Genomic DNA, 15,921 nt, shown 5'->3' on the forward strand with positions numbered 1-15,921 from the left:
TCAATTTAACTGACTGTTCTGAAAGAAATGAGGACATTACTATGAAGAAAAAAATACTTATGCTTATGGCAGCATCAATGCTTGCCACAAATATTGTTGCCTGCAGCGCTGAGACAGAAATACCTGTTGTTACATCGGAAGATACGACTGAAAACAATGACTCTGCTTCTGATAGTGGTACTGAAGCCGCATCACAGGAAGATAAAAAGGATGTTGAAAGTCATGAGGAAAAGACAACCTTTGAGAATGATGAAGACGGCGGTCATGCGATACACGCTGATGGCGAAGACATTTCCTATGAAAACATTGAAGTAAAAAAGACAGGTGAATCCGGCAGCGAGGAAGCTGATTTCTATGGTGACAATGCAGCCGTATTTGCTGAAAACGGCGCCACATTAAATATTAAGAATGCAGAAATCACGACTGATGGCGGTCACGCCAATGCCGTATTCAGTTACGGTGAGGGTACTACAGTAAATATCTCCGATTCTACTATAAGGACAAACTCCAACAATTCCGGTGGTCTCATGACAACAGGCGGCGGAACAATGAATGCTGAAAATCTTGACATAATAACCCAGGGTGGCTCATCGGCTGCTATCCGTTCTGACAGAGGCGGTGGAACCGTAAACGTCACCGGTGGCTACTATGAAACAAATGGTTCCGGTTCTCCGGCTATTTATTCTACAGCTGATATCACAGTAAAGAATGCTGAACTTGTTTCAAATGTGGCTCAGGGTGTTGTTGTGGAAGGAAAGAATTCTGTTGTTCTTGATAATGTTAACCTGACAGCAAACAACACTAAGAAAAACAGCAAGAAATCAGATGTTTACCAGGCTGTAATGCTTTACCAGTCCATGTCCGGTGATGCGGATGAAGGAACTGCCATATTTAAGATGAACGGCGGTTCCCTTGTTAATAAGAACGGTGGAATATTCTATGTAAACAACACAACTGCCGAAATAGATATAGAAGATGTTGATTTTACTTATGCAAGTGACGACTTCCTTCGTATTGAAGCTGCCGGATGGGGATCTGAAGGCTCGAATGGCGGTCAGGTTACATTTACCGCAACTAAGCAGGCGTTTGAAGGAAATACTGTAGTTGACAACATTTCAACTCTCAATATGTATCTTAATGATGGAACAGTTTACTCCGGTGCGATAAATACTGACGGAGCGGCAGGTGCTGTATATGTAGAGATTTCTGAAGACTCCACATGGAAACTTACAGGAGATTCATACATCACAAGCCTTACCTGTGATGAGGATGCCATCGACCTTAATGGCTTTACTCTATATGTAAATGGAACGGCCTATGAGGAAGGCACAAGCTCAACAGGTGAAGCTGTTGACGCTTATAAAGGATCAACTTCCGATAAGAATACTAAATCTGACAAGGGTAAAAATGATTCAAAGCCTGATAGTGATCATGCAAAACCGGGAAATGGAGAAAAGCCTTCAGGCAAACCGGATAAAAAACCGGAGTCATCTGAGAACGGAAAGAAATCATCAAAAAACAGTGACGAAAAGTCCAATGACAGTTCTTCAAAGAAAATGTCAGCTGATAAGAAAGAATAGTAAACTTAACATTATGGAACTATCCATTCACAAGCTTTAGGAATTTCTTATCATTCAACCCAGACCGACGTCTAATGCCATCATAAGAATGAATCCCAGTGCAAAAGATATTGTTCCGATGTTTGAATGCTCTCCCTCGGACATTTCAGGGATGAGTTCCTCTACCACAACATATATCATAGCTCCTGCTGCAAAGCTCAGAAGATAAGGCATCAGAGGAACGAAAAAACCTGATGCGGCAATGACCAGAAGTGCACCTATCGGTTCAACTATTCCGGATAAAACACCATACCAGAAAGTCTTTACTTTAGGAACGCCTTCGCCCAAAAGCGGCATGGAAACTATTGCACCTTCAGGAAAGTTCTGTATCGCAATACCGATAGCCAGAGCCAAAGCTCCTGAAAAAGAAATAGTACTGTTTCCGTAAAGCCAGCCTGCACATACTATTCCTACAGCCATTCCTTCCGGCAGATTATGAAGGGTAACTGCAAGGACAAGCTTTGTTGTCCTCTTAAGTCCGCTTCTTGGGCCTTCCTCGCATTTATCCAGATGCATATGAGGTGTTACCATATCCATAAATAGAAGGAAAAGCATTCCTATTCCGAATCCAATTGATACAGGAATAAATCCCAGTTTTCCCATTTCTGCAGTCTGATCAAGTGCAGGAAGAAGGAGACTGAAAAAAGATGCAGATACCATCACTCCCGAAGCAAAGCCTGTCAGGGCACGCTGCATCTTCTGACCCATCTCTTTTTTAAATAAAAATACACTGGCGGCTCCCAATGCTGTTCCTAAAAAGGGAATAATAATTATACTCCACATAGTCATCAACTCCTTTTCTCAATGACAGGGGATTCAAGTCATTTCTGTCCACGATATTCTACTGTCCTGTTTGAAATCAACAACAAAGGGCTGCCACAGACAGCCACTCCTTTATTAGTTTTAGATGTTCACAATTAAAATGGATATATGAAATCACTACAGTATTTGGTTAATCTTCTCCCACCAAATGAACCGTCATATACTGATGTCCTACGGCAGGAAGAAACTTTTTTATTACGTCATCAGTACGCATTTTCAGACTGGATGTATTGACACAGGGATGACATCCGATAAACTCGTCTTTCAACACATCCTCATCGATAAGAAGTTGTACTTCATGTTCTTTGTCATTCATCAGTCCCATGATGCTGACAGAGCCCGGTTCTATATCCAGATACTTCAGCATATCCTCAGGCCCGGCAAAGGAAAGTCTGGAGGAATTTATCTGGGCAGACAATTCCTTTGTCTTAAACTTCTTATCACCCGGCATCATCAAGAGATAAAATGATGTCTTCTGACGATTACACAGAAACAGATTCTTGCAGATCACAACTTCCAGAATCTTATCTACCTCATTGCAGGCCTCCATGGTATCTGTGCGCTCATGATCTGTTCTTTTATATTCAATTCCAAGAGAATCCAACAGATCGTAAGTGCGTATCTCTCTTTGCAGCCTGCCTTCAACATTCTCCGGTCTTCCATTCATTAACTCCATCAACTTTCCTCCCATAATCTCCCATCTTAGTATTAGCGTTTTTAATATATCACCTTGAAACTGGCGTAACTACAGCACTTTTATGATTTGTCTTCAGTGGCTTTATTTGAAACGGATATACTAAATGGTCGATTCCGCGTTGGTCATCAAATGCCTGAATGGTCTTTTGTGCAAGCACAACGACCATTCGGGCTATTGATGGCTTTATCACGAAAAAAGCTACTTTACAATTATACATTGTAAAGTAGCCTATTGTCATAGAATCACCGCTATTATTTGCAAAGCCCGGCAACAATCATATTTATAACCTTACCGTCAGCCTTACCCTTGAGAGCCGGCATGATTTCTTTCATTATTGCTCCCTTATTCTTTGTTGCAATCACTTCAGCAAACTTCTCATTCAGGAATGTCTTGATTTCGTCCTCTGACATCATAGTCGGAGCGTACTCATTGATGACATCATATCTGAACTGATACTCCGCCTTAAGCTCTGCTCTGTCGTCAGGGCAGGTATCAATCTGCTCCTTGACTGTTTTCAGGGATTTAAGGATTACCTGATCAACAAGATCATCACCGATATTGTCTCTGCTGCCGGAATCAATAGCAACTTTCTTGACATCGGAGATAACAGATGAGATAGCATCCTTTCTGGCCTTGTCTCTGGCCTTCATTGCAGCAATCATATCTTTTTGAAGATTCTCAAACTTACTCATAACTATTCCTTCTTTCTGTATGTCAATACAGAGTATATTGTAGCACTTAATAAGGATGTAAGTGAGTCAAATCATTCAAGAATCTTTATCCTTCCATCACCGTAAGGATCAGAATACTCACCTCCGACTGCTCCTCCCAGCTTCTCTGTTATGTACTCTATGAGAACCTGATTATCAAGCTTAAATCTGTCTTCTATAACCTTATCCCCATCGAACATGGTGAAACCGTCTCCTTTATCCTGTATGGTGTAGTCATGACATGCCAGAGTATACTTTGCCTTGGGATCTATAGGTTTGTCCCCTACAAGAACATTCTGTACCCTTCGCTCTCCCTTTATCCCGACAAACATGGAATGATCATCAGCAATGCAGGGTGAATCGATCTTAGTGTTTACTTCATAGGACAGTCCGGACACCTGAAGAAATCCGCCGCACTCATCCGGTATAGAACGGGCTCCCCATTCCAGTGCATCCAGTATCTGCTGTCCGGTTACTTCTATCATTGACACCATATTGCCATAAGGAAATACATCAATGATATTTCCGTAAGTGATGTCGCCTTTCTCGATATTAGCCCTTATACATCCTCCGTTAGCGATAGCAATGTCCGCGCCGGAAGACCATCTGTAGGCATCAGCACAGAAATCACCAAGATTTGTCTCTGCACGTCTCACCATACGTATGGGATTTCCATTGTTATCTGTTTCCTTAGGATCATTAACTGTCAGCTCAACATCTGTTTTTGCCACAACTTCATTCATCTTTTCGCCAAGCTCAGCTTTGACTTCCTGAACCATATCACCGATCTCGTTGTTTATTCCCAAAAGCGCAGGTGCGGAATCTTTATTAGGCCAGCTCCATACATCGGTCTTAAGTACCTTTTTATCAGCGGAAATATGACTGTAGCCAATGCAGTTAAGCTTTGTTCCGACGGCAGATCTAGTAACCTCTTTTCCGCTCTTATCTTTCATGACTATCTGCTCTGTATCATGGCTGTGACCATCCAAAAAGACATCTATGCCCTCGGTATGTTCAATTATATCCTTATAGGTCCACGGACTGTAGGTATCATAAAGTCCCATATGTCCGATCACATAAACAAGATCCGCTCCTTCTTTTCTGACATCATCCACCGCCTTCTGCACAGCATCGTAAACCTTTTGTCCGGTGTCATCCTGAAGGAATCCATATATATAATTTCCCTTGTCATCCTGGAAAAATTTAGGAGTTGACGTTGTTATGGAGGTTGGTGTGGTGACTCCCACAAAACCGATTTTCATGCCTGCTATTTCCTTGATGGCGTAGGGTTCAAACACCAGCTTATCATTTTTAGTGAAATTGCAGCAGATATATTTATACTCCGCTTCATTTTCCGCAAGCTTCAGAAAATCCTCCATACCGTAATCAAATTCATGATTACCGGGTATTGCAAAATCATAATTCAGTTCATTCATGATCCTGACGATGTCCGCACCCTTTGTAAGAGTTCCCACAGCTTCCCCCTGAATAGCATCTCCGTCATCTACAAGAATTGTCTCATATCCTTCAGATTCAAGATTATCTCTGATGGCAGCGAGTCCCGCATATCCGAAACCTTCATCGATTCCACAGTGTACATCACTGGTAAAGAGTATATATACTTCACCGTTCTTTTCGCTCTTTTCCTTTTGTGAATTATTCTCTCCGGAACTCTTTGTTGAAGCATCAGCCTTTGTCTCTTTGGTTTTAGCTTCTTCATTGCTTCCCTTTTCTTCAGCAAAAGAATCTAATGTCCCGGTTGCTGTCTCCGCTTTGACTGTCTCACCTTTTTCTGACTGAGATGGTGTCAACGCCGGCTCGATGTCCGTGACACCGCATCCCGCTGCAGTTCCCACCAGCAAAATCGAAATACATCCCGCCAAAATACTCCTTAGTTTTCCTGGTAACAAATGATTCTTTTTCACTGTCCATCCTCCTATAAAAAAAAGTCAATCCCACTATTTATAGTTCGGCAGAAAGAACTATTTTTATTATGATATGATGCAAGGGGCAAAAGTACCAAATCAGGTGCCTGCACGATGATTTGAGACTTTATGATCCGCACAAAGCGATCCGATATAGTCTTTTGACACTCAAGTCGTATTATGTTCAAAAGGTCAGAAGAGTTTTAAGCTCCACTGACCTTTACTTCATTTCATTCATTCTCTTTTTTTAAAAAAGCGTATTCCGGGTTGAGAACCGTATTGTGTCCGCCGGATATTTCAAGTGAGGTTCCTGTAATATAGGATGACACGGGACTGGCCAAAAAGAGCACTGCCTTCGCGACTTCTTCAGGTTTTGCCATACGGCCCAAAAGGTTATTCTCCATAAGCTTATCAAGAGCTTCTTTGGTGAAGGTTGAAGCCACCAAAGGTGTCAATGTATATCCCGGCATAAGAGCATTGACACGAACATTGTAGGCTCCGTATTCTCCGGCCACTGTTTTGGAATACTGCACAACTGCGGCTTTCATGGCAGCATAAATGGTGGAACGTCCGGTGGTAGCGGCACGAGCCGCAAGGCTTGCGATATTGACAATACTTCCTCCATTATCTTTCATGTAGTGTGCGGCAGCCTGGGTTCCGAAAACAGTGGCTTTGAAATTCGCCGAAATCAGATAGTCAAGCTCATCATCAGTGTAGTCCTCTCCTGCTCTTGCCCTGTTTGTTCCAATGTTATTGACCCATGCTGCAATGGAATTATCTTCGCTTTTATCTGCTGCAGATTTTGCAAGTTCTGTAACAGCAGATTCATCAGTTCCGTCACATACAACACCATGTATCCTGGATTTTAGGCTTTCAGGAGTTTCTCCTTCTATCTGAGTCAGGGAAAGTTCTTCAACCGCATCATCTACTTCTTCTTTTTTCCTTGCATTGAAGGTAACTATCGCTCCTTCCTTCAGAAACTCACGGCAGATAGCAAAGCCTATACCCTTGCTTCCACCGGTAACAACTACAGATTTATTTTTCAGTTTATAATCCATTTAATATTTCCTCCCTATATTTATTTATACATTACGCCCCGGGAAAATCATGATCCAAGATAAGCGGCTTTTACTTTTTCATTTTCAAGCAGTTCCTGACCTGTACCCGTCATGGTAATCCTTCCGTTTTCCATGACATAGCCTCTGTCTGCGATACCCAAAGCCATAGCAGCATTTTGTTCGATCAAAAGAATGGTTTTTCCAAGTTCTCGGATTTTATTGATCAGTTCAAATATTTCTTCTACAACTATCGGGGCCAGTCCAAGTGATGGTTCATCAAGCATCACTATATCCGGATCCATCATCAGTCCTCTTGCTATAGCCAGCATCTGCTGTTCTCCCCCTGACAAAGTACCGCCATCCTGACGATAACGTTCTTTTAATCTTGGAAACCATTCAAACATTTCTTCCATCAGGTGTTCTCTGTCAGTTGAACTGAGTTTTTTATTGCCAAAAGATCCTGCTATAAGATTATCCTTTACAGACATGTATGGAAAAATCTGTCTGCCTTCAGGAACATGGCACATGCCTAAAGCCACGATATCATTAGGACGATATCCGGTGATATCCTTATCTTTAAACATTATTGTGCCGCTTGTTCGTTTAACAATATTTGAAATAGTTTTTAATGTAGAGGTTTTACCGGCACCATTTGAACCTATCAAAGTAACTATCTCACCTTTATCCACATAAAAATGTATATGGCGAAGCGCCTCTACATATCCGTAGTTCACACTGACATCATTTACTGAAAGTAGCATACTATCACCTCCAACTATAGGAATATAAAGTCAATTTGAATCTGGCTTTTGTACAGACAGGCAGTTCGTTTGGGATTTTATCGAAACTATGCTGAAAGCCCTCTTGAAACGGCGATACCTTTTCCAAAGTATGCTTCCTGAACAAGGACACTGTTCTTGACTTCCTCAGGCGTTCCTTCAAAGATCTTTTCACCGAAATTCAGAACAATGATTCTGTTGCAGGAATTCATAACAAACTTCATATCATGCTCTATCAAAGCAATCGTATACCCCATAGAATTCAGCATCTTTATAAAGGACATCAGTGAATCGGTTTCAATCGGATTCATTCCTGCTGCAGGTTCGTCCAAAAGGAGGATTTTGGGTTTAACAGCCAGAGCTCTTGCTATTTCAACCTTTCTCTGAACTCCGTATGGAAGGTTACCGGCAAGACTATCTGAATATTTTTCTAGTCCGACCTGGTGAAGAATTTCCATTCCGGTTTCTTTTATATATTCTTCATCCTTCTTATATGTATCTGTATGGAAGACAGCATCTATTATTGAAGTTTTAGTATTGATATGGGAGCCTATTGATATGTTATCAAGCACAGTCATATATTTAAAAAGCTTTATATTCTGAAATGTTCTTGCGATACCCTTGTGCGCTATCACATCACTTGGCTGATTTGTAATATCCTGTCCTTCCAAAAATATATTTCCCTTGTCCAAGGTATAAAACCCTGTACACATATTGAAAAATGTGGTTTTTCCGGCACCGTTTGGCCCGATGATTCCGAAAATATCTCCCTTATTGATTTGCATGTCAACAGCATTAACAGCTGTAAGACCTCCGAATTTTTTTGTAGCCGATCTGGCTTCAAGAAGGATTTTTGTATCCATACTTATACCTCGCATACTGTCACATCAATCGATGTATATTTCGATTACTAAAGGTACAATGCCCTTTAGTAAAGAACTGATATAATCAGCTTTCTTATTGGTCCAGGTGTTTTCCAATGAAGATTCGACAGTAAATTGCTGCCTGTCCTAACAGTTTTATTTCCGGCAAGTACACTGTCTGAATCTCCCACCATTCCCTGAGGACGAAGCCACATCATGGCGATGATAAGGACCGCACAACCTATGTACCTCCAGACACCGGTAAACCGTAGTCCTTCCACAAGAAGCTGATAGATAACTACGCCAACCATCGGTCCGGCCAGTGTACCCTGACCGCCTATTATGACCATTGACAGAATGTTGAATCCTTCATCCAATGTGAAGTAAGAAGAATCGATATAAGTCTTATATGGTGCAAGCAATGCGCCGGCGATTCCTGCCCAAAAAGCACCGTACATAAAGTTCAGGATTTTATATAGATTAATAGAAACTCCCAGAGATCTGGCAGCCATATCATCTTCACGAATTGCCATCCATGCTCGTCCGATACGTGAATGAATGACACGATTAGTACAGAAGATAAACAGTAAAGCAGTTACCAGATATATATAGTAATATCTTGATGCGCCGCTGGTTTTAATCCCAAAGAAAAGCGGAGCCTTTATACCCTTTATGCCCATGGTTCCTCCCGTTACAGAGGTCCAGTTCAGACAGATCATTCTCATGACTTCCGAAAAACCAATGGTAAGCATAGCCATAAACATACCGCGAAGTTTCAAGGTCGGCAGGGCTACCAGCATACCTGCAAATGCAGCCATTATTCCGGATGGAAGTAAAGCTATCCAAAAGCTTATGTGAAACGTGTTCATCAGAATTGCCATTGTATAGGCACCGACACAATAAAACCCTGCGATACCAAAGCACATCTGGCCGCTATATCCGTTTATAGAGTTTAAGGCACCGGCAATAATGAAATATCCGGCTATACTGCAAACAACAGTCATGATAGATTTAGATACTATCAAAGGCAAAAGAAATAACAGCATAGCTGTTCCGTACTTTAACAGATACTTTTTTATCATGTTTATTTCCATCATGCCCGCACACTCCTTTTCCTTGCAAATCCTGTTGGTTTAAAGATCAGCATCAGAATCAGAAATCCAAATGAAAACATATCTCTGAAACTTGCCGATGAGAATGCAATACCGATATTCTCGATGATTCCTATAAGTATTCCTCCGAGTGCTGCAAACGGGACAGAGGTCAATCCACCTAATGTTGCCGAAGTAAATGCTTTCATGCTGAGAGTTGCTCCCATGGTCGGATAACAGCTTTGATAATAGATTCCTATCAAAGTGCCCGCAGCTCCGGCTAGTGCGCATCCTATACTGTTACCGATCATTGCAGTTTTTTCTACATCTATTCCTATAAGTGCAGCTGCTTCACGATTCTGACTTACAGCTTTCAGGCGTATGCCCCAGTCTGTTTTTGTAAATACAAAACTCAGTATCAAGACAAGAATCAGTACTGTTCCTAAAATCAGTAATTGAACATTGGAAACGGTAATCGGGCCAAAATGATAATTGATACTTTTGATTACATTTAACATAGGCTTTTTGTCTGCTCCGAAAAAAATCAGTGCTATATTTTTAAGAAGCATGGAAAAACCTATGGTACATATCAACGAAATGTGTTCAGGAGCATCAAGAAATCTTGCATAGCAGATTTTATATATGATCATTCCCAGAACCCATGTGGCAATAAAGCTTCCAAGTATACCGGGGATTACATGATTTCCACCATATAAGAAAACATAGAATGATATATAGGCTCCCATCATTACTACTTCGCCTTGTGTGAATGTTGCGAATCCTACTATTCCGATGATGACAGCAACTCCTAAAGCTATTAATGCGTAAATGGCTCCAAGGCAGAGACCATTCATGAGCTGACTTATGAAATAAGCACTTGTCATAATCAACCTCCTTATCAAGGGGCGTCAGTCATAGCGAATTGTTCAGACTTAACGTCCGTGATATCGATCTTTCAGAATAGGACTTAAGGTATCGTATATACGAATGGATGCCGAAATACGGCATCCATTCGTCCTTGAAGTCACTGATTTATTTGTGAGTTTTTTTGAAAACCGGATATTATTTATATCCATATTCCTTCTGAATAACATATGTTCCATCTACTACCTGAATGATGAGAAGATCCCTGTTTACTCCGCCGTCTTCATTGAACTGAGTGTGTCCGGCCATTCCATCATACTGAACATCCTTCAATGCATCTTTGATCTTTTCTCTTGTTATCTCTCCATCGATACTTTCCAAAGCTTTTGCCAGAACCTGTACGCAGGTATATGCACAGAGTGCATGATCTGTAGGAGCGCACTTGTTTTTCTCGAAAAACTTCTTATAAAAATCAGATGTTGTCGGGTTATCTTCAGTTATGTATGATGGGCAGGGGATTACAAGTCCATTTGCATTTTCTCCGCAAAGTTCAAGAATCTGATCAGAGGCACCGGGACCAAGAGAAACGATCTGGCAGTCCCAATCAGCTGCGCGAACCTGATTTATTATGGTTGGAACATTACCCTGATCGAGAATTACGAGACAATCAGCTCCGGTTGCTTTGAGCTTTTCAATTACGGAACTGAAATCGGTTTCATTTTCACTGTAAGATTCATCACCCAGAAGTTTAATTCCGGCTTTATCTATTCCTTGTAAAAGATAATCATTGGTGGTTATTCCCCAATCAGTATTCAGATACATAACAGCGCATGCTGTTTTTCCAAGATAATGACCAACAACGGATTCTGCGGTCCATGGAGCAGCTGTGGACTGATTGTACATAACTGTATAACAGTAATCATTCATGGATGCATAAGACGGATCGGATGCAGTTGGCGAAATCTGAACCAATCCATATTCATCCGCCAGAGGTGCATTGGCTTTACAACAGCTTGATGTGAAATCTCCGATAACTGCCATAATGCTGTCGTCTTCTCCATATCGTGTAAAGATATCTGAAGATGTTTTTGCATCCGCAGCAGAATCCTGACACTCAAGTTCGATAGTGTAGCCATTGACGCCTCCTGCAGCATTTATTTCTTCAGCTGCAATCTGTGTGGCTGCATCAAACCCCTGTCCATACTCGGCATGTGCTCCGGTTAATGGAGCAATTACTCCGAATTTGATCACTTTTGATGATTCCGTACCGGTGGTTTCAGCTGCATCTTCTGTAGCTGATTTGGTATCAATGTTTGCGGCCGGTGGAACATCGGATGCGCAAGCGCCAAGTAAAGTTACACTCAATCCTGTAATAGCAAGTAGACTTAATAATTTTTTTCCTGTTTTTGATTTCATACCTGATCCCCTCCTGATTATGATCTCATGGAAAACTGACACGTATCCGGCAATTTACTTGTGCCAATGCATATGACAGACATCACATCCGTCGGCTATCTTTTTTGTCAGATCAAGTTTGATTCCGGCAGCTGATGCTATTGCGCGATCTCCATCCATAGCCATATCACATAATTTGGCACAAAGCTCATCATCGTATCCGAGCTTTTTCCATGCTGCAACCAGTGGGCAGTAATGAAATTCTATAACACAATCGTCCTTTGAAACTTCAGTAAAGTCCATCTGAAATGTAGACTTAACAACATCGCTTACAAAATGTTCTGCAAATTGTGTGAGATCTGTAGGATCACATTTTTCTTTCAAAGCATTACCATCTATTTCACCTTTTTTCTTTATGGCAGCTCTTGTGATCATTTCTCCATCAATACCGGCAGCCTTCATTTCCTGATATGTCAATCCCATCCAGGTTGCTCTGTGTCCTATCGCACTGCGGTTTAAATCTACTTTTTCATCATAGACAGTACTTCTGTTAACTATTCCCATAATTTGTCCTCCTCGCGAATGGAACCGTAAATAAGAATTTTCGTAGGATCCTACTCATGCAAAAAATCAAAAAAGCGCTATAGCCACCTTTCGGTTTTTGCTATAGCGCCTTCACTATCTTTTTTCCACTCGTTGCGGAGATAGTAACTCTCACTTATATTTCTGTCAATTAACTAATCTTTATGAGAAATATAACCACGATGTTTGCAGACTTCAGATGCAAACAGAAGATAATTATATGAATCAGCTTTCAGCTATAGTAAATGCCTGTTTTAAGTCACGTATCAGATCATCAACATTTTCAATTCCAACGGATAAACGCAGTGTGGTTTCATATATACCGTTTTTCTCAAGAATCTCTGCCGGTACATCTGCGTGGGTCTGGGTTATGGGATATGTGATAAGGGATTCTGTGCCGCCCAGACTTTCTGCGAAAAGTATGATGTTAAGGTTTTCAAGAATCTTTATGGCGAATTCCTTTGAGGGTACATCAAAGGTTATCATTGCGCCGAATCCCCTTGCCTGTTCCTTCATGATGTCGTGTCCGGGATGATTTTTTAATCCCGGATAAAGTACACGGGTTACCCGATGGTCGCCCTCAAGAAACTTGGCGATCTTTTGTGCATTTTTCTCAGCTCTGTCCATTCTTACCGCAAGAGTTTTGATACCTCTTATGATGAGCCAGGAATCAAAAGGAGAAAGGCCTGCTCCGGTGCTTTTGAAAAGAAATCTGAGACGCTCGGAAAGTGCCTGATCCTTCACAACTATGAAACCTGCTATGGTATCATGGTGTCCCGCCAGGAATTTGGTGCCGCTGTGTATCACTATGTCGGCACTAAGATCCAGCGGATTCTGAAGATATGGAGACATGAATGTATTGTCAACGATAAGGAGGATACCGTGACTCTTTGTTATCTCGGAAAGCTTTCGGAGGTCTGTTACATTCATCATTGGATTGGTGGGAGTTTCAAGATAGATTGCCTTTGTATTTTCTTTAATCAGATTCTCTATATCTCCTTCATGCAGAGCTGCTGAACTAAATGTAACTCCGTTCTTCTGATTTATCTCCCGGAAGAGTCTGATGCTTCCGCCGTAGAGATCTTCATCTATCAGCACATGATCGCCGGGTTTAAATAACTCCATCACGCACCCGATGGCACTTATGCCGCTTGCCAATGCTATACAATCCGTTCCATGTTCAAGCCCTGCAACTATTCTTTCAAGATGGTCTCTCGTAGGATTCTGTAATCTGGAATAGTCATATCCTGAACTGACTCCAAAACCTTTATGAGCAAAGGTCGAAGACATATAAATCGGATAGCTCACAGCACCGAAATGTTCATTTATATCATCATTCTGTAAGTGTTGACATCGGGTTTCTAAACTGTACTCCATAATCATCTGTCCTCCTGATTTAGCCCACATTCAATAAACTGTTATCCCGGGAAAATTTGTATGTATCTATTGCATCTTTTAATTGTAAAAATGCCTGTTCCAGTATTTTTCTTGGGCACGCTATATTAAACCTTTCAAACTGCGCTGTCTCAGGACCGAAGATTCCCCCCGGATCCAGCCAGAGATGTGCTTTATCAACTATCAGATCTTCAAGTTCATCATCGGTTAATCCTAGACCTGAAAAATCGATCCATAAAAGATAGGTACCTTCCGGCTCTATGAGTCTTATTTCAGGCAAATGTTTCTGTATAAAATCCCTCACGAAATCCACATTCTCTTTAAGATACTGAAGTAGCTCCTGATGCCATTTTTCGCCCTTTGTATATACTGATTCCAATGCTTTAATACCTATGATATTGGCTTGACTGTATCCGTTGGCCGCATTGGCTTTCTGATATTTTAACCGAAGCTTTCTGTCGGGAATTATGGCATTGGCTATTTGCAGACCTGCGATATTAAAGGTTTTAGTCGGTGAATGAAGAACCAGTATATGATCATGATATGCAGTCCCCAGTGTAAGCATTGAAGTAAACTCATATCCCGGATAAATAAAATCACAATGAATTTCATCGCTGACAAGAATTACATCATACTTCACACATAAAACGGCCAACTGAAGCAGCTCTTCTCTCCTCCATACACGCCCAACCGGATTGTGAGGATTACAGAGTATAAACAGTTTAAGTACCGGATCTGACAGTTTCTCCTCAAGATCATCAAAATTCATTTCATAATGACCGTTTGATTCCTTTAATGGTGAATCCACAATTATCCGGCCATTATCTCTTATTACCTCTCCAAAGGGATAGTAGACAGGCTGCTGGATAAGAATCTTGTCTCCTGCTTCAGTAAAAGCTTTTATACAATTCGAAATAGCATAAACTACACCGGGAGCCAATGTTACCCAGTTCCTGTCTGCTGAATAACCGTAATGTTTCTCTGTCCATGAACCAAGTGCTTCAAAGTAGCTGTCCCTGGGATCAGTGTATCCGAAAATCCCATGATCTATTCGTTCTTTTAAATCCTCCAGAATTTCCTCCGGAAGACGAAAATCCATGTCGGCCACCCAAAGAGGCAGCAGATCCTCCCGCCCTTTTCGTTCTCTTGCAAAATCATATTTAAGACAATTAGTGTTATGACGATCTACGATGGTGTCAAAATCATAAGTCCTCTTTATTTCTTTCTCAGCCATATATATTTGTCCTCAGCAAACACCCCAGTTATAGTTTTTCTTGACCGCCGGTTTGCCAAACACATGAGCCAGCAATGACTCATCCCTTTCAGGAAAATCCGAATCCTCATCAGCTCTGTAGTCTTCCTTGAGAATTCTCTTCAGGAACTGTGCGGTTCTTTCTTCTTTAGGATGTGTAAATATGTCTTCCGGTGTCCCCTCTTCCACAATCACACCTTTATCCATGAAGATGACCTTGCTTGCAACGTCTCTTGCAAAATCCATTTCATGAGTGACAACCACCATGGTTGCACCGGACTCTGCCAGATCCTTCATAACATTGAGAACTTCACCTACAAGCTCGGGATCAAGAGCAGATGTAGGCTCATCAAAAAGGATCACATCGGGGTTGAGTGCAACTGCTCTGGCAATGCCTACACGTTGCTGCTGTCCTCCTGAAAGCTGTGAAGGATAGTAGTCATAGCGGTTCTTAAGTCCTACTCTGTCAAGTGCACTCTTCGCACGTTCCTCGGCTTCCTTCTTAGGTACTCCCCGGGCTATGGTAAGCCCCTCCATCACATTTTCAAGAGCAGTTTTGTTTGCGAAAAGATTGTAGTTCTGGAAAACAAAACCCGATTTCTTTCTTATATCTCTGATGGTTTTCTGACTTGCCACACGAAAGTCTGTTTTTATATCATCAAACTCAATAGACCCCTGATCAGCACGCTCAAGAAAATTAATGCAGCGGAGCATGGTGGTCTTTCCTGAACCTGAAGGTCCAAGGACTACTATTACCTCTCCCTTGTTTACTTCAAGGTCAACCCCTTTAAGTATCTGATTGTTTCCGAAGGATTTGTGAATATTTGTTATTTTCAGCATTTTGAATCCGTCCTTTATGTTTTTTACAG

At 41.4% G+C, this 15,921-nt stretch carries 15 protein-coding genes; 1 reads left to right on the forward strand and 14 read right to left on the reverse strand.

Annotated elements, in window-relative coordinates; all coding sequences use genetic code 11:
• Positions 1-41: 41 nt before the first annotated feature.
• Complete coding sequence (locus tag BM294_RS11300) at positions 42-1,580, forward strand: autotransporter outer membrane beta-barrel domain-containing protein (RefSeq protein WP_175494654.1); 1,539 nt, start codon at positions 42-44, stop codon at positions 1,578-1,580.
• 54 nt (positions 1,581-1,634) lie between these two features.
• On the opposite strand, the gene BM294_RS11305 is transcribed toward BM294_RS11300, so the two are convergent.
• The 14 genes from BM294_RS11305 to BM294_RS11375 all read right to left on the reverse strand — a co-directional run bounded on the left by BM294_RS11305 (position 1,635) and on the right by BM294_RS11375 (position 15,892).
• Positions 1,635-2,402, reverse strand: coding sequence for a ZIP family metal transporter (locus BM294_RS11305; RefSeq protein WP_091208256.1), 768 nt, complete (start codon positions 2,400-2,402; stop codon positions 1,635-1,637).
• 169 nt (positions 2,403-2,571) lie between these two features.
• Positions 2,572-3,117, reverse strand: a complete 546-nt coding sequence (locus BM294_RS11310) for a prolyl-tRNA synthetase associated domain-containing protein (protein ID WP_091208258.1) — start codon at positions 3,115-3,117, stop codon at positions 2,572-2,574.
• A gap of 272 nt (positions 3,118-3,389) precedes the next feature.
• Positions 3,390-3,830, reverse strand: a complete 441-nt coding sequence (locus BM294_RS11320; protein ID WP_091208262.1) for a GatB/YqeY domain-containing protein — start codon at positions 3,828-3,830, stop codon at positions 3,390-3,392.
• A gap of 71 nt (positions 3,831-3,901) precedes the next feature.
• Positions 3,902-5,773, reverse strand: coding sequence for a bifunctional metallophosphatase/5'-nucleotidase (locus BM294_RS11325; protein WP_091208265.1), 1,872 nt, complete (start codon positions 5,771-5,773; stop codon positions 3,902-3,904).
• A gap of 230 nt (positions 5,774-6,003) precedes the next feature.
• Positions 6,004-6,831 (reverse strand): SDR family NAD(P)-dependent oxidoreductase, encoded by an 828-nt coding sequence (locus BM294_RS11330; protein ID WP_091208269.1) that lies wholly within the window; start codon positions 6,829-6,831, stop codon positions 6,004-6,006.
• 47 nt (positions 6,832-6,878) lie between these two features.
• Positions 6,879-7,592: an ABC transporter ATP-binding protein gene (locus tag BM294_RS11335; RefSeq protein ID WP_091208272.1), complete on the reverse strand. Its 714-nt coding sequence runs from the start codon at positions 7,590-7,592 to the stop codon at positions 6,879-6,881.
• An 86-nt stretch (positions 7,593-7,678) separates the two neighbouring features.
• The gene (locus tag BM294_RS11340; RefSeq protein ID WP_091208274.1) at positions 7,679-8,473 is read right to left on the reverse strand and encodes an ABC transporter ATP-binding protein; all 795 of its coding nucleotides are present in this window, start codon (positions 8,471-8,473) and stop codon (positions 7,679-7,681) included.
• Between the two features lie 65 nt (positions 8,474-8,538).
• Entirely contained in the window at positions 8,539-9,570 is a 1,032-nt protein-coding gene (locus BM294_RS11345; protein WP_091208277.1) for a branched-chain amino acid ABC transporter permease, read from the reverse strand.
• Positions 9,567-10,448, reverse strand: coding sequence for a branched-chain amino acid ABC transporter permease (locus BM294_RS11350; RefSeq protein ID WP_091208279.1), 882 nt, complete (start codon positions 10,446-10,448; stop codon positions 9,567-9,569). Before BM294_RS11350 ends, BM294_RS11345 begins: the two co-directional genes overlap by 4 nt.
• 178 nt (positions 10,449-10,626) lie before the next feature.
• On the reverse strand, positions 10,627-11,844 hold the full coding sequence (locus BM294_RS11355) for an ABC transporter substrate-binding protein (RefSeq protein WP_091208281.1): 1,218 nt from the start codon (positions 11,842-11,844) through the stop codon (positions 10,627-10,629).
• Positions 11,845-11,898: 54 nt separating this feature from the next.
• Complete coding sequence (locus tag BM294_RS11360; protein WP_091208284.1) at positions 11,899-12,387, reverse strand: L-2-amino-thiazoline-4-carboxylic acid hydrolase; 489 nt, start codon at positions 12,385-12,387, stop codon at positions 11,899-11,901.
• 243 nt (positions 12,388-12,630) lie between these two features.
• Positions 12,631-13,782 (reverse strand): trans-sulfuration enzyme family protein, encoded by a 1,152-nt coding sequence (locus tag BM294_RS11365; protein WP_091208333.1) that lies wholly within the window; start codon positions 13,780-13,782, stop codon positions 12,631-12,633.
• A gap of 19 nt (positions 13,783-13,801) precedes the next feature.
• Positions 13,802-15,034 (reverse strand): MalY/PatB family protein, encoded by a 1,233-nt coding sequence (locus tag BM294_RS11370; protein ID WP_091208287.1) that lies wholly within the window; start codon positions 15,032-15,034, stop codon positions 13,802-13,804.
• Between the two features lie 12 nt (positions 15,035-15,046).
• On the reverse strand, positions 15,047-15,892 hold the full coding sequence (locus BM294_RS11375) for an amino acid ABC transporter ATP-binding protein (protein WP_091208289.1): 846 nt from the start codon (positions 15,890-15,892) through the stop codon (positions 15,047-15,049).
• Positions 15,893-15,921: the final 29 nt, after the last annotated feature.

The organism is Oribacterium sp. WCC10 (assembly GCF_900113415.1).
Taxonomy (GTDB): Bacteria; Bacillota; Clostridia; order Lachnospirales; family Lachnospiraceae; genus Oribacterium.

Excerpts from the sequence above, each read along its gene's own strand:
- BM294_RS11300 (WP_175494654.1), top strand. The coding sequence starts at position 42 with ATGAAGAAAAAAATACTTATGCTTATGGCAGCATCAATGCTTGCCACA.
- BM294_RS11305 (WP_091208256.1), bottom strand. The coding sequence starts at position 2,402 with ATGTGGAGTATAATTATTATTCCCTTTTTAGGAACAGCATTGGGAGCC.
- BM294_RS11310 (WP_091208258.1), bottom strand. The coding sequence starts at position 3,117 with ATGGAGTTAATGAATGGAAGACCGGAGAATGTTGAAGGCAGGCTGCAA.
- BM294_RS11320 (WP_091208262.1), bottom strand. The coding sequence starts at position 3,830 with ATGAGTAAGTTTGAGAATCTTCAAAAAGATATGATTGCTGCAATGAAG.
- BM294_RS11330 (WP_091208269.1), bottom strand. The coding sequence starts at position 6,831 with ATGGATTATAAACTGAAAAATAAATCTGTAGTTGTTACCGGTGGAAGC.
- BM294_RS11335 (WP_091208272.1), bottom strand. The coding sequence starts at position 7,592 with ATGCTACTTTCAGTAAATGATGTCAGTGTGAACTACGGATATGTAGAG.
- BM294_RS11340 (WP_091208274.1), bottom strand. The coding sequence starts at position 8,473 with ATGGATACAAAAATCCTTCTTGAAGCCAGATCGGCTACAAAAAAATTC.
- BM294_RS11345 (WP_091208277.1), bottom strand. The coding sequence starts at position 9,570 with ATGATGGAAATAAACATGATAAAAAAGTATCTGTTAAAGTACGGAACA.
- BM294_RS11350 (WP_091208279.1), bottom strand. The coding sequence starts at position 10,448 with ATGACAAGTGCTTATTTCATAAGTCAGCTCATGAATGGTCTCTGCCTT.
- BM294_RS11355 (WP_091208281.1), bottom strand. The coding sequence starts at position 11,844 with ATGAAATCAAAAACAGGAAAAAAATTATTAAGTCTACTTGCTATTACA.
- BM294_RS11360 (WP_091208284.1), bottom strand. The coding sequence starts at position 12,387 with ATGGGAATAGTTAACAGAAGTACTGTCTATGATGAAAAAGTAGATTTA.
- BM294_RS11365 (WP_091208333.1), bottom strand. The coding sequence starts at position 13,782 with ATGGAGTACAGTTTAGAAACCCGATGTCAACACTTACAGAATGATGAT.
- BM294_RS11370 (WP_091208287.1), bottom strand. The coding sequence starts at position 15,034 with ATGGCTGAGAAAGAAATAAAGAGGACTTATGATTTTGACACCATCGTA.
- BM294_RS11375 (WP_091208289.1), bottom strand. The coding sequence starts at position 15,892 with ATGCTGAAAATAACAAATATTCACAAATCCTTCGGAAACAATCAGATA.